The organism is Butyrivibrio sp. INlla16, assembly GCF_900104155.1.
Taxonomy (GTDB): domain Bacteria; phylum Bacillota; class Clostridia; order Lachnospirales; family Lachnospiraceae; genus Butyrivibrio.
In genome coordinates, this window is the sequence record NZ_FMYB01000004.1 from 99,114 (window position 1) to 122,458 (window position 23,345).

Below are 23,345 nucleotides of genomic sequence, written 5' to 3' on the forward strand. Positions count from 1 at the left end.
AATTTAGCAGGATTGGCTTATGCGTTAACTGCCTTCTTAAGCTCCTCAGCCTTGTCTGTCTTCTCCCAAGGAAGGTTAAGATCGTTGCGGCCAAAGTGTCCGTAAGCAGCTGTCTGCTTGTAGATAGGACGACGAAGGTCGAGCATCTTGATGATTCCTGCGGGACGAAGGTCGAATACCTTACGAACAGCCTCTGTAAGCTTCTCATCGGAAACCTTACCTGTGCCGAATGTATCAACAAGAATTGATGTGGGCTGTGCAACACCGATAGCATATGAAAGCTGGATCTCCGCCTTGTCAGCAAGACCTGCAGCTACGATGTTCTTTGCAACATAACGAGCTGCGTAAGCACCTGAACGGTCAACCTTTGTGCAGTCCTTACCGGAGAAAGCGCCGCCGCCGTGACGAGCAGCTCCGCCGTAAGTATCAACGATGATCTTACGTCCTGTAAGACCTGCATCACCCTGAGGTCCGCCGATTACGAAACGACCTGTGGGATTGATGTAAATCTTAGTGTTCTCATCAACCATAGCTGAATCTACAACTGCATCAATAACGTACTTTCTGATGTCAGCGTGGATCTGCTCCTGTGTAACCTTCTCGTCATGCTGAGTTGAAACAACGATAGCCTCAAGTCTTACAGGTTTGCCGTTCTCATCGTACTCAACAGAAACCTGGCTCTTACCGTCTGCTCTAAGATAAGCAAGAGTTCCGTTCTTACGAACCTCTGTAAGCTTCTTTGTAAGCTTGTGAGCAAGTGAGATAGCGTAGGGCATAAGCTCCTCAGTCTCGTTTGTAGCATAACCGAACATCATACCCTGATCGCCGGCACCGATTGCCTCGATCTCCTCGTCAGTCATCTTGTTTTCTCTGGCCTCGATAGCCTTGTCAACACCCATAGCGATATCAGCTGACTGCTGGTCAAGAGCTACCATAACAGCACATGTGTTACCATCAAAGCCCTTCTCTGAGCTGTCATAACCGATCTCAACGATTGTCTCTCTTGCGATCTTAGCGTAATCAACAACAGCCTTTGTTGTGATCTCACCTGTGATAAGTGCGAAACCTGTGCAGGCTGCTGTCTCACAAGCAACACGGCTCATGGGATCCTGTGCAAGGCAAGCATCAAGGATAGCATCGGAGATGTTATCACAAATTTTGTCGGGATGTCCCTCAGTAACTGACTCAGAAGTAAAAATAAACTTTTCTGCCATTTAAAATTCCTTTCTGCGCTCACAGCGCTCAAACAAAACAATGGACTTTTGCTTAAAAAGCAAAATTAAATCCGCTTAGCGAAGCCAAGCGGACCTGATATCAGATAATCAAATCCTCTTATTGCTCGCAGATCCTGCCGGTATAACTAACTGTAAATCCGGCACTCGATCACTTACTCACTACGCTCAGGTTGGCACCTTCCGGATGTCCGGGGTTGCCGTGGCTTCACAGATCCTATGTATCTCCACCACTCTGAATAAGAGAAATGTCACAATATGGAATTGTCATATCTTTAAGATACACTACTATATTAATTTGTTTCTTGCAAGATATTTTTATAAATTACTGAAAAATCGGCTCATAAATATATGAAAAAACAGTATTGAGGAAGTTATAAATGCGAACAAATAAGACACTTGACGTATATTATCACGGACATCATGTGGGAACACTTGCGGAAACTCCCGACAAGAGAATTGCCTTTCAATATAGTAGCGAGTGGCAAAGAAATGGCTTTGCCATTAGCCCCTTTTCATTACCTCTACGGAATGATGTCTTTGTGCCTAACGGAAGGGCTATGGACCGTTTTGGTGGTTTGTTCGGCGTTTTTGCTGACAGCCTGCCGGATAGCTGGGGTGAGCTGTTATTAGACCGACATCTTGAGACACTTGGAATAAAGCGTGGAGAAATATCAACTCTTGAACGTTTAGCATATGTAGGCCAAAGCGGAATGGGCGCTCTTGAATATTTACCATCTAAGGAATCCGACTTTGATTTGAAAAATATTGGCCTTGACTATGATATGATTGCGAAAGAATGCGCAAATATCCTATCATCAAAGCATACTGAGCAATTGGATATACTCTATAAAATGGGTGGATCAAGTGGTGGAACACGTCCCAAAATACTTCTTTCCGAAGGTAATCGGGAATGGATTGTGAAATTCCCAGCCAAAACCGATCCCGAAGTTAGTGGAAAACGCGAATATGACTATTCCATATGCGCTAAAAACTGCGGCATTTCCATGACTGAAGCAGAACTTATTCCATCTTCTATCTGTGACGGTTACTTTAAAACCGAACGATTTGACAGAAAAAGCGGAGAAAAAATATTCACCATAACCTTCGCAGCACTTTTAGAGGCAGATTTTCGATCTCCCTCATATGATTATGAGGCTTTTTTCAAATTAGTAAGAGTGCTTACAAAAGATGCCACCTATGACAAAGAACAGTTGTATAAAATAATGTGTTTCAACGTATTGGCTCATAACAGAGATGATCATACTAAGAACTTTTCATTTCTTTATACAGATATGAATGGTTGGAAACTGGCACCGGCATACGATCTCACCTATAGTGATACCTACTGGGGCGAACATACAACTTCTGTGAATGGTAAAGGAAAAAACATATCCGACAACGACTTAATTACACTCGGAATTGGCGCAGGATTATCTGAAAAAATGTGTAGCCAACATCTGAAAGATATAAGAAATCATGTCAAAAAACGGACATAAAAAGACAAATTTCGGTAAGACAATCTCCTATCCCTTTGTGCTAAACTTTATATGTAACAGTATGTAATCAGATTAATCTTTTAGATTCACAATATATTGAATTTAGCATTAAGGATATAGAAATGGCACAAAAAACTACAACAAGAAACATGACAAGCGGTTCTATACTGATGCAGATTATTGCATTCTCACTGCCGCTTATGTTCGGAAATATTTTTCAGATGTTATATAACACCGTAGATTCCATAGTGGTGGGGAATTTCGTAGGAAAAGAGGCCCTTGCGGCAGTGGGCTCCACCACCATGATTGTAAATATGCTGGTGTTCTTTTTTAACGGATTTTCAATCGGAGCAGGCGTTCTGATCTCCAGATATTTTGGAGGAAAGGATTTAAAAGGTCTCCACCTTGCTATCGAAACCACCATTGCAACTACACTCATCTTCTGCGTTCTCTTTACAATAATTGGAAGTATCGGCGTTACACCTATGCTTAAATTTATGGCCACTCCTGAAGATGTTATGCCGGATGCTACTACATACCTCAGGATATATTTTCTTGGTTTTTCCGGTCTTCTAATTTACAACATGGGTAGTGGTATCTTAAGGGCTGTAGGCGATACCACCAGACCTCTTATGTTCCTCATTCTTACAAGCCTTATGAACATAGTTCTTGACCTTGTTTTCGTAATTGGTCTCCACGCAGGAATTGCAGGTGTAGCCTATGCGACCATCATCTCTCAGATGATATCAGCTATTCTGACACTTATGCTTCTGACAAGGACCAATGACATTTATAAGCTTATATGGAAAGACTTAACACTCGATGCAGGAATCCTTAAAGGCATATTCATGGTTGGTCTCCCCGCAGGAATACAGTCAGTCATCACAGCTTTTTCAAATGTATTCGTTCAATCCTATATTAATCACTTCGGTTCAAGCTGCATGGCAGGCTGGAGCAGCTATAACAAGCTAGATACCTTCATAATGCTGCCCATGTCCAGCGTTGCCATGGCAGCCACTACCTTTGTCAGTCAGAATATCGGCGCAGGAAAAGAGGATCGTGCAGAAAAAGGCACAAGATCCGCTATTCTCTTATCCACAGGTATCACCTTTGTGATAGCTTTTCTTCTGTTTGTCTTTGCAAGACCGGCCATAAGGCTGTTTTCAGCGGATGAATCTGTAATTGAATTCGGAGCTCTTTTCATTCAGACAAACGTTTTCTTCCTGATTGCCAACTGTGTAAACCACACACTGGCTGCAGCTCTTAGAGGGCGCGGCGATTCAAGAGGCCCCATGGTCATCATGATCGCAACCTTCGTAGTAATAAGACAGATTTATCTTTTTGTACTCACTCACTTCATAGTAAACGACCCGAAATGGGTTGGATTTGGTTATCCTGTGGGCTGGATGTGCTGCTGCGTAATAGAGCTTATCTACTACAACATAAAATGGAAAGGAAAAGCACAAACCAGTGCCAGGCCTATCGTATTAGATTACAGCGTAGATTCCAAAGAGCACAAAAAGGCATGATTTTTTGAAAAAGAACACACAAAATGACATTGTTGCCAAATGAGAGATTTGATAATATTGCTCGATGGAGGTAAAAGATATGTTTAAAAAATTTGATAATGAAATGAAAAGACGCCTTGCCATGACTTTGGGTGGCGTACTTATAGCAGGCTTTTCAGTAGGAATGTTCCAGTTTTCACTTATGGGAATGGATCCCTTTCAGGTATTTGCCCACGGAATCTGGACACAGTTGCAGCACATTTTGACAGGCGGAGCACCTAGATTTTTCACAGACTATACCAATAATCCCGTGATAGGATATGGCATCGTCTACATGGTAATCAACATGGTACTTCTTGTATTCGATTTCTTCCTTGATAAGAAAAAGATCGGAATCGCCACCTTCATCAACCTGTTCCTGCTGGGACATGTAGTTGACTGGTCACATGCCTTTTGGACAAAGCTGATTCCCAATCCTTCATTTATAGTAAAAATGCTCTTCCTTATCGTAGCGATTGTAATCATGTGCTTTGCGTCAGCTCTGTATTTTACCAGCGATCTTGGGGTATCAACCTATGATGCCATAGCACTGTCACTTTCAGAACAAAAGGGCTGGGATTTTAGAATTCTCAGAATTGCAGGAGACCTCATCTGTACAGGCCTTGGTTTTGCGATGGGTGTTCTTCCAGGAATAGGAACAATAATCACCGCATTTTTCATGGGACCTCTCATCGAGTTTTTCAATGTTCATGTAGCAAGACCCTTAAGATACGGAAAAAATAAATAAAAATGCACATAATAAATGCCACCGCAGCTTACACCATGGTGGCATTTTTAAACATTAACGTATTTATTACTTTTTAATCTTCATTGTAAGTCCGATTCTCTGCTTCTTTACATCAACCTCGATAACCTGGACATCTACGATATCTCCAACGCTTACTGCATCGAGAGGATGCTTAATGTAGCGGTCAGTGATCTGAGAGATGTGAACAAGTCCGTCCTGGTGAACTCCTATATCCACGAAAGCTCCGAAGTCTACGATGTTTCTGACTGTACCCTTCAGGATCATTCCGGGCTTTAAGTCCTTCATATCCATGACATCGCTTCTAAGAATAGGTGCAGGCATGCTCTCTCTGGGATCGCGTGAAGGCTTCTCAAGCTCTGAGAGGATGTCTGTCAGAGTGATCTCACCTACGCCGAGCTCCTCTGCAAGCTTCTTCTTATCACCTACTTTCTTGAGAAGGCTTCCTGAAGCTGCAGCATTGCCGCCCTTCTGACCTGATGTTTCCTTTGCTGCAGGTTCCGGATCCTGGCTGAGACTTACCCCACCAAGAGCTGCTGCCAGCGCAGCACCCATAGCTGTATTTGTATTCTTAACAACAAACTGCTTTTCCTTCTTCTGCTTCGGCTTAGCCTGAGCCTTAGCTTCTGCCTTCTTAGCTTCAGCTTTAGCCTTAGCGCTCTTCTTCTGAGCTTCCCTTACATCCTCCATGGTGAGGCCGAGCTTATCCATAAGCTTCTCTGCTGCCTCATAGGACTCCGGATGCACGCTTGTGTCATCAAGGGCATTCTTACCGTCGTGAATACGCAAAAATCCTGCGCACTGCTCATAAGCCTTGGGTCCGAGCTTCGGAACCTTCAGAAGTTCGTCTCTGCTCTCGAATTTTCCGTTAGCCTCACGATAATCAACGATATTCTTGGCAATAACCTTGCTGATACCTGAAATATATGTAAGGAGCGGCGCTGATGCAGTGTTAAGATCAACACCTACCTTATTAACACAGTCCTCAACCACGCCTGAAAGGGCTTCACCAAGCTTCTTCTGGTTCATATCGTGCTGATACTGGCCGACGCCGATGCTCTGGGGATCGATTTTTACAAGCTCTGCAAGAGGGTCCTGAAGACGTCTAGCGATGGAAGCCGCACTTCTCTGTCCTACATCAAACTGAGGGAACTCCTCTGTTGCAAGCTTACTTGCCGAATAAACCGAGGCGCCTGCCTCGTTTACGATTACATACTGAACGGGTTTATCAAGTTCCTTAATAAGCTCGACGATAACCTGCTCTGATTCTCTGGAAGCAGTACCATTACCAACTGAAATAAGGTCAACGTCATACTTCTTGATGAGCTTTTTAAGTTCTGCCTTTGCTTCCTCAACCTTATTCTGAGGCGCTGTGGGATAGATAACCTTTGTATCGAGCACTTTTCCTGTAGCATCTACTATTGCAAGCTTACAGCCTGTTCTGAAAGCGGGATCCCATCCGAGAACCGTTTTTCCTGCGATAGGAGGCTGCATAAGAAGCTGTTCAAGGTTCTTGCCAAATACGCCGATGGCGCTGTCCTCTGCTTTTTCCGTGAGCTCATTTCTGATATCGCGCTCAATAGCGGGAGCGATAAGTCTGTCATAGGAATCCTTACAAACGGCCTGAAGTACGGGAGTTGTCTCGGGATTTTCCTTTGTTATTGTCTTCTTTTCAAGGAAACGAAGGATCTGCTCCTCAGGAGCTGTGATCTTAACTGTGAGGAACTTCTCTGCCTCACCTCGGTTAAGTGCGAGCACTCTGTGTCCGAGGATCTTATTAACCGGCTCCTCGAAGTTGTAATACATCTCGTAGACGCTCTCTGCCTTCTCGTCCTTGGCATTGGAGGTTACGAAGCCCTGATTCCAGGTCTCCTCACGGATATAGGTACGATAATCGGCATTATCGGAAATCTCCTCGGCAATGATATCCATAGCACCCTGGATTGCTTCCTGTATATTCTTAACTTCTTTTTCGGCATTTACATAAGGAGTTGCCTCCTCAACAAGGCTCTTAGTAGTCTCCTGAACCCTGATAATGTCTGCAAGACCGTCAAGTCCCTTCTCCTTAGCCACAGAGGCTCTGGTCTTTCTCTTCGGTCTGTATGGTCTGTATAAGTCTTCAACGGCTACCATGGTCTCAGCAGCAATAATCTTAGCTTTAAGCTCATCAGTAAGCTTACCCTGCTCCTCAATGCTTGAAATAACCTGCTCTTTTTTCTCCTCGAGACCTCTTAAATATGTAAGTCTCTCACCAAGGGTACGCAGCTGTTCATCGTTAAGTGAACCTGTTACTTCCTTACGGTATCTGGAGATAAAAGGAATGGTATTGCCCTCGTCAATCAGCTTTACCGCTGCTTCCACCTGCCATTTCTGTACATTAAGTTCTTCTGTTATTTTCTGTAAAATGTCCATTTTTGCCTGTTTTACTCCTTGTACGATAATAAAATGCTTCCTCAAAACAAAGGTCACTCGTTTATTTTACTATGTCAAAGCGAACTTTTCCAATCGAATTTCACCTGCAGGACCTGGCAGTCCACACGCAGTAATTTTACCAATTTTTAATACACTTCTCGGGCTTTTTGCGGTACAATTAAGTTGAAGTATTGTCATCTTTTGGTGACAAAGGAGGAGTTCACAGATTCCTTTTCTGCATACGAATCTGTGAAAATTAAGAAATGACTGAGAGTTATGAGTATAATCAGACCCACAACCCTCTTAATCCAAGGGTTTCATTTGCTACTGTGGCATCCATACTGGGTCTGATCTCAATCGCGCTTATACTAAGCGTGTATTTCTCCATAATACTTGGAGGAATTGCAATTACAATGGCTTTCCTGTCCAGAGAACAGAACGGGAAGCTCTACCCGCAGGCCAAAAGGGGAATTATTTTTGGTCTTATCGGGCTCATCGGGGGATACGCACTTATGGTTACCTCCTTCGTGACGGTATTTACCGATCCCGAAGCACACAGGATGGTTAATCAGTACTCGCAGGCTATCAGCGGCGAGAGCTTTGACGACATGGTCAAGGAAATCACTGATAATCTCGGCATCAGTATCGACCTTCCTGTAGAAAGTCAGTAGAGGGTGTGCTTATGAGCGGAATAAGTGGTATCGGATTTAACAGTTCTTATGCATCAGGATTTTTCGGCCCTGCTTTTAACAGCAGCACCGGGACAGCTTCAGAAGCTGCTGCGGGAGCCCTTCAGGGCGAAACGAAAGTCACACTTAATCCCGGCGAATCCGTCGAGAAGAAGCCCGGTATGCGTTCTTCGCCGGCTGAATGTGAGACTTGTAAGAACCGCAAGTATATTGACGGTTCCGATGAAAATGTTTCCTTTAAGAGTGCTGCACATATTTCACCTGAAGCAGCACCTTCCAGAGTGCGCGGTCACGAGCAGGAGCACGTAGCCAACGCGTATAAAAAGGCCGCCCAGGGCGACGGCAAAGTACTTCAGGCTTCTGTCAAAATTCAGACAGCAGTCTGCCCCGAGTGTGGACGAACCTATGTATCAGGTGGACTTACCACAACTCAGATAATGTATAAAAATGAGGATAATCCCTATCAGAAAAACCGCAAATCAGCCGATGCAGCCAGTGGTCTTATCGGTTCGAGCTTTGATGCGGCAGTATAGGGTCAAATGACAAATGAGACAGACAAAAAACACTAAAACATTGAAAGCCATTGCAAGAGAAAGGCTTCTTGGTAAATACGGAACGACAATAGCTGCAGTTGTACTCTACAGGTTCATAGCCTTCTTAATGATAAATATCATTACCGCAGCAATTATTCCAACTAATCTAATCACATACTTTGCCTACTTCGGGTCTACCATACTGGTGAACCTTTTTCTCGGTGTGTTCGACTCCGGACTGGCTTATCTTTTTATGAACGTCGTCTATGCGCAATCGGTTTCCATGTCGGATTTATTCCACGGATTTAAAAATCATCCTGACAAGGCGATTCTTCTTCATGTTCCGATTGCTGTAGCGAATACACTCACCATCATTCCGCTGCAGGTTCTGATGGCGATGCTGGTTAAAAACAATAACAGCGCAGTTTCTATCGATCCCAGATACATAATGTTTGCACTGCTTATATCTGTGGTGATGACAATCGCCAATATTTATATTCGTCTCATGTTTTCGCAGTCTTATTATATCCTTCAGGATTTCCCGGAAAAGAGAACCTCGGATATCTTAAAAGCCAGCATGAGGCTTATGAAAGGAAGTAAATTCAGACTCCTTTTACTATATCTGAGTTTCATCCCTCTCGCACTCATCGGAGTACTTGCATGTTTCATCCCGCTACTATGGGTCGGAGTTTACAACTCGGCATCAATTGCCGCTTTCTATCAGGATCTGATAGCTTCCAAGAACCAAAATACCGACGTCTGAACACGAACTTAATGCGCCATCCATTTTTAATAATCGGATGGCCTTAATATTTTTTTAGGGGAAAAGTTATGAAAATGGATCTGCTCAATGCAATTAAGGCAATAGATAAAACTCATGAGGATGACGTGCTCCACAGGCTTACCACTGTTTGGGGAGACAATCTGGACAAGGATCATGTCCTCACGGAATATCCCCGTCCGCAGTTCAAGAGAAACAGTTATATCAATCTTAACGGACTCTGGGAGTATGCTTTCTCAAAGAGTAATGTACACCCAAAAGAGATGGACGGACAGATTCTCGTTCCCTTTTCTCCCGAATCAATCCTTTCGGGAGTAGAGAGACAATTGCAGCCTGATGAATATCTTTGGTATAAAAAGGAACTTTCAGGAATTACTCTTCCCGAAGAAAAATCCAGAGTTCTTCTTCATTTTGGTGCAATCGACCAAAGAGCTATCGCATTTATAAACGGAACTCCCGTCGGCGCCCACAATGGAGGATATCTTCCTTTCACCGTTGATATCACAGATGCTCTGAATTCATCGGAGTCCGGACTTGCAGGAACACTGACTGTCTGCGTCCAGGATGACAGCGACACCTCTTATCACAGCAGAGGTAAGCAGACTTTAAAGCGCGGAGGTATGTATTACACTGCGCAGAGCGGAATCTGGCAACCGGTTTGGATGGAGATTGTTCCGGAAACTCACATCACCTCCTACAGAATCGTTCCCGACAGAGACCTCGACATGATCTACATAACCATGCATACAAACGGCGAGTGCCCTGTCTCTTTAAAAATATATGACTCAGAGGGGCAGATCCTTATCGCAGAAAATGAGGGCGACACTGTTCACAGAAGTGATAAGACTAGGGACCGCTTTGAGCCCGAGGATTTTTACGGTTCAATTACCCATTCCTCCGACGAGCTCAGCACCTACTCACCCGACATCGAAGGAAAAGGCGCTTCGACTTATGTTTATTCCTGTAAAATTGCGATGCCAAAGCCTCACCTTTGGAGTCCCGAGGATCCCTATCTCTATCAGATTCAGTTAACTGCAGGAAGCGATACCGCCTGGAGTTATTTCGGAATGCGCTCCTTTACAAGGCAGCTTGATGCTGAAGGACATCCCCTCTTTTTCCTGAATGGAGAGCCCTATTTCCTTAACGGCGTCCTCGATCAGGGTTACTGGCCCGACGGATTATATACTGCGCCGAGCGATGAAGCACTCATTTTTGATATAGAAGAGATGAAATCCCTTGGCTTCAACATGCTAAGGAAACATATAAAAGTTGAAGCAGCAAGGTGGTACTATCACTGCGACAGGCTCGGAATGATCGTCTGGCAGGACATGGTAAGCGGAGGTTCTTCCTATGCAAAGCCCGTAGTGAGCTATCTTCCCACTCTGTTCCCCGGCGTGTTCGGACACATGCCTGACGGTCCCACAAACTATCACATGTTTTCAAGAGGCTCCGCAGAGGGCCGAAAGGAATGGACTGAGGAGATGGAGGAAACAATCCAGCATCTGATCAACGTTCCGAGTATCTCAGTCTGGGTTCTCTTCAACGAGGGCTGGGGACAGTTCAATGCTTCCGCCGCTACTATCCAGGCAAGGCAGTTTGCCGACAACAGACTTATCGATCAGGCAAGCGGCTGGTTCGATGAAAACGGCGGTGATTTCAGAAGTGTACATAATTACTTCAGACCTCTTGATGTCATAGCAGACAAAAAACACCGCGCCTTTGTCATCTCCGAATACGGCGGTTACACCTGCTATGTAGAGGGACACAGCAGCGTAGACAGAATCTATGGCTACAAAAGGTTCGATACCGTGGCCGATTTCAAAGCTGCCTTTAACACTCTTATGAATGAAACCATAGAGAATCTTAAGAAGAAAGGCCTTGCCGGTGCGGTTTACACGCAGCTCTCCGACGTTGAGGAAGAAGTAAATGGCATCATGACCTACGACAGAAGACACAACAAACTGAAGATGTGAAAATACTTGAAAAATGCATAATTACCAAGTATCTCGCAGTCTATTTTTATGATACAATCTATAAAACAGATTTTTACGGAGGAGCAACGCTATGGAAAACAAGAAGGCAGTGGTATCACTGGGACACGAAGCTCTTGGCTATACCACCATGGAGCAGAAGGAAGCCGTTCAGGTTACTGCGAAAGCACTCGCAGATCTCGCCTGTGCAGGATATCAGTTAACCATCACACACAGTAACGGACCTCAGGTCAGCATGATTCACAAAGCAATGACCGAGCTGCGCCGAATCTATATCGACTATACTCCCGCTCCCATGAGCGTCTGCAGCGCAATGAGCCAGGGTTATGTCGGCTACGATCTTCAGAATTCGCTTAAGAGTGAGCTCACAAGCCGCGGTGTTTCAACCCCTGTAAGCACAATCCTCACACAGGTTACGGTTGATCCCTACGATGAAGCCTTCTATTCTCCGACCAAGGTTATCGGAAGATATATGTCAAAAGAGGACGCCGATAACGAAGTTAAAAAAGGGAACTTCGTTCAGGAAGTTCCGGGAAAAGGTTATCTTCGTATAGTTGCTGCTCCCAAGCCGATAGATATTGTTGAGATCGATGCCATCCGCACACTCTCTGATGCCGGTCAGATCGTTATCGCCTGCGGCGGCGGCGGAATCCCGGTTATCGAACAGGGTCATGTATTAAAGGGTGCCTCAGCTGTTATTGAGAAGGATGCCATCGCCGGAAAACTGGCTTCAGACCTTAATGCGGACAGACTTATCATCCTGACCTCCGTTCCCTATGTATACACCGATTTCGGTAAGGACACTCAGGCTCCCATCGAGCGCATGAATGTCTCCGCAGCCGAACAGTACATCAGAGAAGGTCAGTTCGGGGCTACCGATATGCTTCCCAAGATTGAAGCAGCAATAGAATTCCTTAAAAACAATCCTTCAGGCAGCGTCCTTATCACCTCTCTCGCAGAGGTTTCCGACGCCCTCAAGGGTAAAGCCGGCACCTTCATCACAGCCTAACGATGAGCCCCAGCGTATGCTATGGTGTCTTTCAATCTCGTTGCAAAATACGCATAATCGATTGAAATCCACCATAGCATACACTGGGGCTTTTATCTTTCCCTTATCAGTTCTCTGCCGACTTCATCCCAATCCCCTTAAGAACTTCCGTAGTTCTGAGTTCAATCACCGGGCCGCCCTTACCCTTGATGTAATCGCCGGTAATGGTAACGCTTCCGATATTATCATCCTTCGGAATCTCATACATGATATCCAGCATGAATTCCTCAATAATGGCGCGAAGAGCTCTGGCACCTGTATCCTTTTCCATCGCCTTCTCGGCTATGGCTTCCAAAGCTTCATCGTCAAATTCCAGATTAACCTCATCAAGCGCAAGGAGCTTCTGATACTGTTTCAAGATAGCGTTCTTGGGCTCTTTTAATATCTGAACAAGCATCTCCTTGGAGAGGCCCTTAAGTGTGCATACTATAGGGAGACGTCCGAGGAATTCGGGAATCATTCCGAATTTCTTTAGATCATCAACGGTTACCTTAGTGATAAGGTCGGGATCCTTGTCCCATTTGTCCTTGAGGTCGGCATCAAAACCGATGGAGGTCTGCTTATTCAGCCTCTGCTTTATTATATCCTCCATATCCGGGAAGGCTCCGCCGCATATAAACAAAATGTTTCTGGTGTTAACGGTCGCCATTGGAACCATCGCATTTTTGCTGCTTGCACCCACAGGTACCTCAACATCGGCACCCTCAAGGAGCTTGAGCATTCCCTGCTGAACCGATTCACCGCTTACATCTCTCGATGTCGTATTCTTTTTCTTTGCAATTTTATCAATCTCATCTATGAAAATGATACCCTGCTGAGCTTTGTCTATATCATTTCCTGCTGCCGCAAGAAGCTTACTTACAACGCTTTCGATATCATCACCGATATATCCCGCCTCAGTGAGAGAGGTAGCATCAGTGATAGCCAACGGCACATCAAGAAGTCTTGCAAGAGTCTTAACAAGATAAGTTTTTCCGCTTCCGGTAGGGCCGATCATAAGAATATTGGACTTCTCAATCTCAATATCATCCATGGTGCCGGTCTTAACTCTCTTATAGTGGTTGTAAACCGCAACGGATATAATTTTCTTTGCCTGCTCCTGACCTATAACATAATCGTCAAGCTTAGCCTTGATCTTGTGAGGTGCAGGAATATTTTCTATATTGAACTCAGGCTTAACCCTGGTATCTTCCTCTTTTTTCTTTTTGATCTTCTGAGAATTGGGGATTCCGGCGCCTCCGGTAAAATTGGATAAATCCATAAAGTTCAAGCCGGGCATACCGCTATGCTTGTTGAGCTCATCCATAAGTGCCGGGTTGTTTAAAAGATTCTGGTAATCAAACTGGCTGATCGTATCCATCGTCTTGTGCATACAGTCATCGCACACACTTATTCCGTTGGGAAGATGGAACATTTTTCCGGCCTTGCTCTCAGGTCTTCTGCACACAAAGCAAACATCCTCATATTCGCTCTCATTGTCCTTTGACTGCGAGGATGTATTACCTTCTTTAGGAGTCTCTTCCACTGTCGTATCTTTTCTCTCTACCGGAGTGTCATCAACAGAGGAATCCATAACCTCCCTGAAGTCCATATCATCATTATCAAATTTATCTGCCATTATAGTTTGTCTCCTCTAAATTCCTCACGAAAATTTATAACTATTATAATATCCCCGCAAATCTATGTCATTAAAAACAGAACCCCGCTCAATATATATTTAAGAAAAACTGCCCCTGAGCATCATCGCTCAAAGGCAGTTTGTTCCTAACCTTTTCCTTTTTGTTATCTTTGCCGAGTACTATTTATTTTATATGAATAAGCTTAGTTACCAAAGTCAAAACCGAATCCGAAAGGATTTGAGAAGGGATCGATTCCCTGTTGTCCTTCCTGTCCTTCTTCCTGCTTCGCATCGGGCTGCTGCTCGCCATCATACTTCTGTCCTTGTGTATCATCACTGTCGGACTGAACAGTCTGCTTGGATCCCAGAGTAACCTGAAGCTCCTGTTCCTGATATCCACCTGATGCCTGTCTCTGAACAGTGATTGTTACTACCTCTCCTGCCTCATAATATGCCAGTCTGTTCTGGAGATCATCCATAGAAGAAATCTCTTTTCCATCAAACTTTGTGATGATATCTTTTTCCTGAACACCTGCTGCCTTAGCGCCGCCATCCTCAGAAACAGCTGCTACATAAACACCGAGAGGAAGTCCGTACATCTCTGATACATCAGAAGTAACGCTGACTCCTGAGATTCCAAGATAGCCTCTGTTCTCCTCGTCAACCTTGGCGCGTGTCTTCTCTGTCATAAGCTGCTCAATGATAGGCTTAGCAATGGAAATCGGAATAGCATATCCCATACCTTCAACGGTTGAACCGCCAATCTTGTTGGAGTTGATACCGATAACTTCACCGTTGATATTTAAAAGTGCACCGCCGGAGTTACCGGGGTTGATCTCTGCATTGGTCTGTATAAATGTACCCTGCTTTTCATCATCAAGGTCAATTACACGGTTGATAGCGCTTACTACACCTGTAGTAACTGACTGGCCATATCCGAGCGCATTGCCGATTGCTATTGCGGGCTCACCAAGTGTAAGTGAATCGGAATCACCAAGGGCTGCTATAGCGATAGCGTTTCTGGTATCTGCTGCAAGGTCTGAAAGCTGTACTGCGATTACTGCAAGATCCATATCAGAATCTGTTCCCTTAACCTCAGCTGCTGACTTACTGTCATCTGCAAACTGAACCTCAAGAGAGTCAGCACCCTCAATAACATGGTAGTTGGTCGCAATTAAAAGCTCTGTATCATTTGTTCCTACTATGAATCCTGAACCGGAAGCTGTCTGTTCCTGACTGTACTTCTGTCCGAAGTAGTTATAGGACTGTGTGAAGTTGTTGTTGATGGAAACCATGGCAGGCATTGCCTTGGCAACAACCTCTGTTACATCTGTAACAACTGTTCTTGAACTTTCTACTGTCTCTGTCTGTGCAATTCCTGCATTGTCTCCACTTCCCAGAACAGAATCTGTGCTGCCGGTCTCTTCTTTAGCTGCTGCTACATCCGGCTCGGCAACAGTCTCGCTGTTGTCCTTTTCTATACTCTTTTCCTCTGCCTTAGCCTGATCGTCTTTCTCTGTGGCAGCAGGAATCTGTGAAATTCTGGTCATGCTATAGTAGCCTGCACCGAGTCCCAGACAAAGAACAAGTGCGATAGCTATCGCAGCTGCAACTTTCTTTCCTGTCCCTGATTTCTTAGGACCGTTTCCTCCATTCATACCGGGCTGATAAGAATACTGGTAATTACCATAGGTTCCCTGGTTGTTGTAATTGTAGTTACCGTAGGTATTGTTGTTCTGGCCGTAACCTGAACCGTTGTTTCCGGAGCCTGTGTAGTTACCGTACGTATTGTTTCGGTTGTATGTCCCCTGACCGTAGGTATTGTTACCACCCTGTCCATAGGTGTTCTGATTCTGTCCGTAAGAGTTATTGCCCTGACTATAGGTGTTTTCGCTCTGTGCGTTGTTAGTTTCAGCTTCCCTTCCAAACCCCGCTTCCTGATTGTTTTGTTGCTCGTTATTTTCATTATCAAACATCGTTCATTACCTCTTTTCTTTGATAAATTTGATAAATAAGTTCTCTCATTTGTTTTTTACAAGATTCAGTATAGTTTCAGTTTGTGACGAAATTGTGATAAAAGTATCAAAAAAATATTTCCCACACCTAAATCCAAACTAAATGTTTGTTTCAAGTGTGGGAAATATAATAATCAATAATAGAAGTCGTCCTCTTCGATCACCTGAATCTCCATGTAATCAAACGGAATCTCTTCAATAAATGCATCCTTTGTAAATCTGCATTTGTTATGTAATTGAAAATCGTGAACAGTGGACTTTAGCCATATCGGCTTACTAAGATCCATGTCATAACAGGCTTTCTCGAGAGCATTCATAACCTTGTGAGTTCTGGTGTCCATCGAATTGTCTTCTATGACGGTATCTTTTAAAAGGTGGTTGTCCTCTATAAGTCTTACCCAAAGCCTAAACATGTGTCCTTATTTAATCCTCGTAGCCGTTAGGATTCTGACTCTGCCATCTCCAGGAATCTTCGCACATCTCGCGGATACCGTTCTGCGCCTCCCATCCAAGCTCCTTCTTAGCCTTGTCAGCATTTGAGTAGCATGTAGCGATGTCTCCTGCACGTCTGGGCTGAATCTCGTAAGGGATCTTAACTCCGTTAGCTTCCTCGAAGTTCTTTACGATATCAAGAACACTGTAACCAACGCCTGTACCGAGATTATAGATTGAAAGTCCGCTGCCGGGCTCAAGTTTCTTAAGAGCCTTAACATGTCCTACTGCAAGATCAACTACATGGATGTAATCGCGGACACCTGTTCCGTCGGGTGTATCATAGTCGTTACCGAATACATTGAGCTTAGGAAGTCTTCCTACAGCAACCTGTGTAATGTAAGGCATGAGGTTGTTCGGTATACCGTTGGGGTTCTCACCCATAGTACCGCTCTTGTGAGCACCGATAGGATTGAAGTATCTAAGAAGAACCACATTCCATTCCTTATCAGCAAACTGAATGTCTGAAAGAACCTGCTCAAGCATTGACTTTGTCCATCCGTAAGGATTGGTGCACTGTCCCTTAGGACACTCTTCAGTAATCGGAATAAATGCGGGATTGCCGTAAACAGTTGCTGAAGATGAGAAGATGATGTTCTTGCAGCCATGCTTTCTCATTACATCAACAAGAGTAAGTGTTCCTGTGATGTTGTTATCATAGTACTCCCAAGGCTTCTGAACTGATTCACCTACTGCCTTAAGTCCTGCGAAGTGAATAACGCTGTCGATCTTTTCCTTAGTGAAAATCTCCTCAAGGCCTTCTCTGTCGCGGATGTCTGCCTTATAAAAAGGAACCTTTTTGCCTGTGATGGCTTCAACGCGCGCAAGAACCTTCTCGCTTGCATTGGCAAGGTTATCCATAACAACTACGTCATATCCTGCGTTCTGAAGCTCTACTACTGTGTGGCTTCCGATATATCCGGCACCACCTGTAACTAATATTGCCATACTCTATCCTCCCTATTTCCCCTCATCCGTCAGCTCGCTGACGGATGAGGGTATTTATTATAATTCAATATTGTTCTTCTTGCACAACTCTCTTGCTGACTCAACAGAATCCTTACCTGTCTTGTTCTTGATAGGTGCGAATTCTTTCTCACGAACAACCTCGTAAGGTACACAGCTGTCAAGCTCGTGGATCATATCAAGAACCAGCTGCTCGAACTTGCATCCGTTGGGTGTCTCGGGCTTAACAAGCTCGCCGTTATCATTTATGAAAGGAATCTTCTTCTCAACAACGTGAAGAGGAAGTTCATTCTTTGCGATTCTCTCAAGCGCAGGTACATTGAAGAGGTAGTTAAGGATAACACCGTAGTTGTATGCGGGATCTCCTGCCTCATCCTTGGCATCCATCATCTCCTGTGTGAGCTCATAGTACTCAACGATTGAAGGCTTGCCATCCTCAAGACACATAACACCAACGCCCTCATCGGGAGCATTTTTCTTAACAACCTTAGCACCAACCTCTGCCTTCTGTGCGATTGTAGCACCTACGAAACAGGGATCTGCGATTCTCTGAAGTACGTTGTCAACTGCGAAGATGTTAACCCACTCGATACCTTCAGCGTGAAGTGTCTTATCAAGACCTGCTTTAATCATAGAAGAAAACCATCCTGCATTACCGTTGGGTGATGTGGAGATACGTCCCTTTTCTTCCATATAAACCTTACCTTCGTAATCTGAAGCGGGAGCCATGTCCTGCTTGAAGAAGGTAACCTTGTCAGCCTTATATCCGAAGAAATTCTTCTCTGTAAGGAAGTTAACTGTCTTCTCGTGATTCTTCTCACTTGTCATAATGAAAAGATGGATCCATGAACCTGTTGCATTAACAACATCAAGAAGGTTCTCTATAATTCTCTGGAAAATGAATACTTCCTTTGTAAGACCGATGTTGTACATTCCCTTAGGATCATCGGAGCCGAGTCTTGTACCCATACCGCCGGCAAGAAGACATGCAGCAACCTTACCCTGCTGAATTGCCTCTGTACCGATCTTATTAAACTCATCTTTTCTCTTCTCAATCTCTGAAAGCTGCATGCATGCAAGAGGCTCGAATTTTCCTCTCTCTGAACCATGACCTAAATTCTTTGCATTTTTCAGAACTTCGAAATCAGTCTCATCAATCTGCTGAAGAAGAGCTGCCTTCTCAGCATCTGAAAGCTCATCATAATACTTGAGGACATGCATCTGTCCGTTTGCTTCAAGTTTTTTCTTAGCTTCTTCAAATGTCATAATACATTCTCCTTTACTACAAAATAAGCGCTTCTATAATAATATCTCACACCATGAATAAAAACAATCCAAAAAACGCTCTCACTATTCCATTTTTCCCTATAACATGCGAAAATATATAGGGTTTATAGCCACTTAAGGTCAAATATACATAGAAAGGACAAAAACCATGAAAATAGTAGCAGCAGAAATTGACAGCGTGGGAAATGATCTTGATTACACCGAGTTTTCAAAAATCGGTGACGTTACATATTATAAGAACAAAGTGACAGCAGACAATGCCGCAGAGCGCCTTGCTGGAGTTGAGGTCCTTTGCATCAACAAGTCAAAGATAACCACAGAAATTCTTGATAAAGCTCCGGATTTAAAGCTCATCTGCGAGTTTGCAACAGGCTTCGACAACGTCGATATCAAAGCCTGCGCAGAGCGCGGTGTGAAGGTCGCTAACGTTGCGGGATATTCTACTATGTCCGTTGCTCAGCACACCTTCGCACTTCTCTTTTATCTGATGGAGAGCCTCAAGGATTACGATGAGTTTGTGAAAAGCGGCGAATATGCGGCTCAGGAATACTTTTGCAAGCTTGACATCCCGTATCATGAAATCGACAGTATGACCTGGGGTATCATCGGAATGGGTAATATCGGAAGAAAAGTTGCCCAGATAGCAACTGCCTTCGGAGCAAAGGTTATCTTCTACTCCGCATCAGGAAGAACCGAGCACAAGGATGAGGACAAAGCTTACGAGATGGTAAGTTTTGACGAGCTATTAGAGCGAAGCGACATTCTCTCTCTCCACTGCCCTCTCACAGACAGCACAAGAAATCTTATCGATGCAGCTGCATTTAAGAAGATGAAGAAAACCGCATATCTCATCAATGTCGCAAGAGGTCCAGTAGTTAACGAGGATGATCTTGCAAATGCAATTGAGCAGGGTGAGATCGCAGGCGCCGGCCTCGACGTTCTTACTGTGGAGCCCATGAAAAAAGACAGCCCGCTTCTTAGAATTAAGGACAGCCAGAAGCTCTTTGTTACACCTCACATGGCCTGGGCCAGCGTTGAAGCCAGAATCCGCTGCGTCGATGAAGTCGCTAAGAACATAGCCGCTTTTGAAAAGGGCGAAAAAAGAAATATCGTTAACTGATTAGATAATAAAATGGCATATACCATTTTCAGGAAGGGACAGAACTATGAGAACTAGTCTTACCAATAATGTGATTATCGCTGAGATTGAGACAGCCGGTGCTGAGTTAAAAAGTATCAAAAAAGGTGGTAAGGAATATATGTGGTGCGCAGATCCCGCATTTTGGAATCGCACCTCACCAGTACTCTTTCCTTTTGTAGGTGCTGTTGCAGACGGCAAATACAGGGTTGGCGGCCACGAATATCCCATGGGCCAGCACGGCTTTGCAAGAGATATGGAATTTGAGCTTGAGGAAAAAGCTGATGACTGTGCAGTTTTCTCCCTTACTTCAAATGAAACAACACTTTCAAAATATCCCTTTGATTTTAAGCTGACCATCTCCTACAAGCTTGATGGTGACAGTATTATTGTGGGATGGAAGGTAGAAAACACAGGAAAAGGCGATATGCCTTTTGCGATCGGAGCTCATCCGGCATTTAACTGCGAGCTCAGCTCTGAAGGCACATTGAAAGGAAATTCAGTAGTATTAAAAACAGATAAGGATGTCCTCACTGTGAGAAAGTTCCATGATCCTCTCGCTGCAAACGAGACCTATGAACTTACTCTGAAGAGCGACAAATCCTTCGAAGTTGATGAGCACACCTTCGACGGCGGCGCAATCATTCTGGAAAATAGCCAGGTTAGCGGTGCCAGCATCAAAAATGCAGAAGGCGATGTTTTCGTTGAGATGGCCTTCGATGCTCCGCTTCTTGGAATCTGGTCTCCCGTCGGTAAAAATGCTCCGTTCATCTGCCTCGAGCCCTGGTATGGAAGAGCTGACGCAGAGGGATTTTCAGGTGAATTAAAAGACCGCGACTTTGAGCAGCTCCTTAATCCGGGCGACGCTTTTGACACAGAGTACCGCGTTTCTTTTAAATAATCGTTGTATCTGAGTTTTGAAGATAATTGTGATATCAGATTACGATATCTGACCTCCGGATATAATATCGTGATCCGCGAGCACGCGGCTCAAAGCTTCCTCATCCGCTACTATACTCACATTATTGTGAAGCTGTAAGATGGATGCGGGAACCGCCGGTGTTATCGGACCAAACAATGACTCATAAAGGGCATCCGCTTTTCTCTCTCCTGAGGCGATGAGCAGGATGCTTTTTGCTTGCATTATATTCTTTATTCCCATGGAATATGCATATCTGGGGACGTCTCTCTCCGATATAAAAAACCTGGCATTTGCCTTGATTGTATTCTCGGTAAGAGCCACGCAGTGAGTAGTTTTGTCAAATGAGATTCCGGGTTCGTTAAACCCAATATGGCCATTACTTCCTATTCCAAGTAGCTGTAAATCAATTCCACCGCATTCATTTATGACGTTGTCATATCGATTGCACTCTTTTTCGGAATCCTCTTCGCGGCCATTAGGAATATTGGTGTTTTCCTGTTTGATATTAATATGATCAAACAGATTGGTGTGCATAAAGTGATAATAACTCTGCTCATCCTCAGGGCTGAGTCCCTTGTATTCATCGAGGTTTATCGTCTTCACCTCCGAAAAATCAAGGTCACCCTTTTTATACCAATCGATGAGTTGTTTATAAGTCCCGATGGGAGATGAACCGGTTGCAAGGCCAAGAACCGCATCCGGCTTCATGATTACCTGCGCAGAGATAATATTCGCAGCTTTTCTACTCAGGTCATTATAATCTTTTGCTCTGTAGATTCTCATGCATAACCCCCTCATTATTTGGCATTAGCATTTTCATTTCTGCTTCCATTATAAATCTGTTTTCACGCATAAAAAAGCCGCAGATGCGTACCTTATGGTAAACATCTGCGGCCTATTATTTTTCCTAAATAATCACTTAGTAATTAAGCGAAAGGGTTCTCTGTAGGATAAGGAAGTGATGCAGGCTGGTTGTAGCCGATTACTTCTGCTCCAACATACTTGAATACCTCGAAGAGTGCCTTTCCGAAGTGACCGAATGCTACTGCACCGTGATGAGGGAAGTTGTGCTGGATAAGAATGTGTCTGTAGAATCTTCCCATCTCCGGAATAGCGAATACACCGATACCACCGAAGGATCTTGTAGGAACATTGAGAACCTCACCCTGTGCAACGTATGCCTTAAGGTGGTTATCAGATGTGCTCTGAAGTCTGTAGAATGTGATGTTGCCGGGAGCGATATCACCTTCAAGTGTTCCCTGTGTAACTTCCTCAGGAAGGTTTCTAGCCATGATTCTCTGGAACTTCATCTCGCAGCTAGCAAGCTTGCTTGTGCAAGTATTTCCACAGTGGAAGCCCATGAATGTATCTGTGTGCTTGTAGTCGAACTTGCCCTTGATGGACTCTTCGTACATATCAGCAGGTACAGAGTTGTTGATATCAAGAAGTGTTACAGCGTCATCAGAGATGCATGTTCCGATGAACTCTGAGATTGCACCGTAGATATCTACTTCGCAGGATACCGGAATTCCGCGGCCTGTAAGTCTTGAGTTTACATAGCAGGGAACGAATCCGAACTGAGTCTGGAATGCAGGCCAGCACTTACCGGCGATACATACAAACTTCTTGCCGCCTCTGTGCTCCTCGATCCAGTCAAGAAGTGTAAGCTCATACTGAGCAAGCTTAGCAAGGATTTCAGGCTTCTTGTTGCCTGCGCCAAGATCCTTCTCCATGTCTGCAACAACTTCAGGAATTCTCTTGTCATCAGCGTGCTTGTTGAAGCTCTCGAAAAGATCAAGCTCTGAGTTCTCTTCGATCTCTGCACCCATGTTGTAGATCTGCTGAATAGGTGCGTTACAAGCAAGGAAGTTCATCGGACGAGGACCAAAGCTGATAACCTTGAGCTCTGAAAGTCCGTAAAGTGCTCTTGCGATCGGAACGAACTCGTTGATCATCTTAGCGCACTCATCTGCTGTTCCAACAGGATATTCAGGAATATATGCCTTTACATTGCGAAGGTGAAGGTTGTAGCTTGCGTTAAGCATTCCGCAGTAAGCATCTCCTCTGCCGTCGATAAGGTCATTCTGTGACTCCTCTGCTGCTGCGCAGAACATTACAGGACCACCGAACTTCTCAGCAAGAAGTGTCTCGGAAATCTCGGGACCGAAATTACCAAGATATACGCAAAGTGCGTTACAGCCTGCCTTCTTAACATCCTCAAGAGCCTCAAGTGTCTGAGTCTCGCTCTCGATGATGCAAACAGGGCACTCATAAATGTCGTCTTTGTTGTAAAGCTTTGTGTAGCTCTCTACAAGAGCCTTTCTACGATTGATTGCAAGTGATGCCGGGAAACAGTCACGGCTTACTGCAACTATACCAATTTTAGCCTGGGGAATGTTATTCATCCTT

Annotated in this window: 19 protein-coding genes and 1 riboswitch; of the genes, 10 read left to right on the plus strand and 9 right to left on the minus strand. The window is 44.4% G+C overall.

The features are described from left to right. Positions 1-17: 17 nt before the first annotated feature. Complete coding sequence (metK, locus tag BLR42_RS03305) at positions 18-1,214, minus strand: methionine adenosyltransferase (RefSeq protein WP_091866633.1); 1,197 nt, start codon at positions 1,212-1,214, stop codon at positions 18-20. A 170-nt stretch (positions 1,215-1,384) separates the two neighbouring features. Further along, a riboswitch (SAM riboswitch) is annotated at positions 1,385-1,478 on the minus strand. A 134-nt stretch (positions 1,479-1,612) separates the two neighbouring features. Here metK and BLR42_RS03310 point away from each other — a divergent pair. The 3 genes from BLR42_RS03310 (at position 1,613) to BLR42_RS03320 (ending at position 5,026) form a co-directional block, all read left to right on the plus strand. Next, a complete protein-coding gene (locus BLR42_RS03310; protein ID WP_091866635.1) occupies positions 1,613-2,731 on the plus strand; it encodes a type II toxin-antitoxin system HipA family toxin in 1,119 nt (372 codons plus the stop codon). 122 nt (positions 2,732-2,853) lie between these two features. Beyond that, on the plus strand, positions 2,854-4,260 hold the full coding sequence (locus BLR42_RS03315; RefSeq protein ID WP_091866637.1) for an MATE family efflux transporter: 1,407 nt from the start codon (positions 2,854-2,856) through the stop codon (positions 4,258-4,260). Positions 4,261-4,339: 79 nt separating this feature from the next. Beyond that, positions 4,340-5,026, plus strand: coding sequence for a YczE/YyaS/YitT family protein (locus tag BLR42_RS03320; protein WP_091866640.1), 687 nt, complete (start codon positions 4,340-4,342; stop codon positions 5,024-5,026). Positions 5,027-5,092: 66 nt separating this feature from the next. Here BLR42_RS03320 and BLR42_RS03325 read toward each other — a convergent pair whose 3' ends face one another. Then, entirely contained in the window at positions 5,093-7,456 is a 2,364-nt protein-coding gene (locus BLR42_RS03325) for a Tex family protein (RefSeq protein WP_091866643.1), read from the minus strand. Positions 7,457-7,719: 263 nt separating this feature from the next. Between BLR42_RS03325 and BLR42_RS03330 the strand changes: the two genes are divergently transcribed. From BLR42_RS03330 to arcC, 5 genes are all read left to right on the plus strand, one after another. Next, positions 7,720-8,127 carry a hypothetical protein gene (locus BLR42_RS03330; RefSeq protein WP_022763371.1) on the plus strand — a complete coding sequence of 136 codons (408 nt, stop codon included), beginning with the start codon at positions 7,720-7,722 and terminating at the stop codon, positions 8,125-8,127. An 11-nt stretch (positions 8,128-8,138) separates the two neighbouring features. Beyond that, on the plus strand, positions 8,139-8,678 hold the full coding sequence (locus BLR42_RS03335) for a hypothetical protein (protein WP_091866645.1): 540 nt from the start codon (positions 8,139-8,141) through the stop codon (positions 8,676-8,678). Positions 8,679-8,691: 13 nt separating this feature from the next. Further along, a complete protein-coding gene (locus tag BLR42_RS03340; protein ID WP_091866647.1) occupies positions 8,692-9,441 on the plus strand; it encodes a DUF975 family protein in 750 nt (249 codons plus the stop codon). A gap of 68 nt (positions 9,442-9,509) precedes the next feature. After that, positions 9,510-11,432, plus strand: coding sequence for a glycoside hydrolase family 2 protein (locus BLR42_RS03345; RefSeq protein ID WP_242879168.1), 1,923 nt, complete (start codon positions 9,510-9,512; stop codon positions 11,430-11,432). A 91-nt stretch (positions 11,433-11,523) separates the two neighbouring features. Beyond that, positions 11,524-12,459: a carbamate kinase gene (gene arcC, locus BLR42_RS03350; protein ID WP_022763367.1), complete on the plus strand. Its 936-nt coding sequence runs from the start codon at positions 11,524-11,526 to the stop codon at positions 12,457-12,459. Positions 12,460-12,565: 106 nt separating this feature from the next. Here arcC and clpX read toward each other — a convergent pair whose 3' ends face one another. The 5 genes from clpX to BLR42_RS03375 all read right to left on the minus strand — a co-directional run bounded on the left by clpX (position 12,566) and on the right by BLR42_RS03375 (position 18,855). Further along, on the minus strand, positions 12,566-14,116 hold the full coding sequence (clpX, locus tag BLR42_RS03355; RefSeq protein WP_091866649.1) for an ATP-dependent Clp protease ATP-binding subunit ClpX: 1,551 nt from the start codon (positions 14,114-14,116) through the stop codon (positions 12,566-12,568). A 203-nt stretch (positions 14,117-14,319) separates the two neighbouring features. Next, positions 14,320-16,092 (minus strand): S1C family serine protease, encoded by a 1,773-nt coding sequence (locus tag BLR42_RS03360; RefSeq protein WP_091866651.1) that lies wholly within the window; start codon positions 16,090-16,092, stop codon positions 14,320-14,322. A gap of 173 nt (positions 16,093-16,265) precedes the next feature. Continuing rightward, positions 16,266-16,544, minus strand: a complete 279-nt coding sequence (locus BLR42_RS03365) for a hypothetical protein (protein ID WP_091820258.1) — start codon at positions 16,542-16,544, stop codon at positions 16,266-16,268. A 10-nt stretch (positions 16,545-16,554) separates the two neighbouring features. Continuing rightward, on the minus strand, positions 16,555-17,571 hold the full coding sequence (gene galE / locus BLR42_RS03370) for a UDP-glucose 4-epimerase GalE (protein ID WP_022763363.1): 1,017 nt from the start codon (positions 17,569-17,571) through the stop codon (positions 16,555-16,557). Positions 17,572-17,628: 57 nt separating this feature from the next. Then, positions 17,629-18,855 carry a UTP--glucose-1-phosphate uridylyltransferase gene (locus tag BLR42_RS03375; RefSeq protein ID WP_026498544.1) on the minus strand — a complete coding sequence of 409 codons (1,227 nt, stop codon included), beginning with the start codon at positions 18,853-18,855 and terminating at the stop codon, positions 17,629-17,631. 169 nt (positions 18,856-19,024) lie between these two features. Between BLR42_RS03375 and BLR42_RS03380 the strand changes: the two genes are divergently transcribed. Next, a complete protein-coding gene (locus BLR42_RS03380) occupies positions 19,025-19,996 on the plus strand; it encodes a D-2-hydroxyacid dehydrogenase (RefSeq protein WP_091866653.1) in 972 nt (323 codons plus the stop codon). Positions 19,997-20,042: 46 nt separating this feature from the next. Further along, on the plus strand, positions 20,043-20,915 hold the full coding sequence (locus BLR42_RS03385; RefSeq protein WP_091866655.1) for an aldose 1-epimerase family protein: 873 nt from the start codon (positions 20,043-20,045) through the stop codon (positions 20,913-20,915). 39 nt (positions 20,916-20,954) lie between these two features. On the opposite strand, the gene nagB is transcribed toward BLR42_RS03385, so the two are convergent. Further along, entirely contained in the window at positions 20,955-21,719 is a 765-nt protein-coding gene (nagB, locus tag BLR42_RS03390) for a glucosamine-6-phosphate deaminase (protein WP_091866657.1), read from the minus strand. A gap of 143 nt (positions 21,720-21,862) precedes the next feature. Further along, positions 21,863-23,341, minus strand: a complete 1,479-nt coding sequence (locus BLR42_RS03395) for an L-fucose/L-arabinose isomerase family protein (protein WP_022761149.1) — start codon at positions 23,339-23,341, stop codon at positions 21,863-21,865. Positions 23,342-23,345 lie beyond the last annotated feature (4 nt).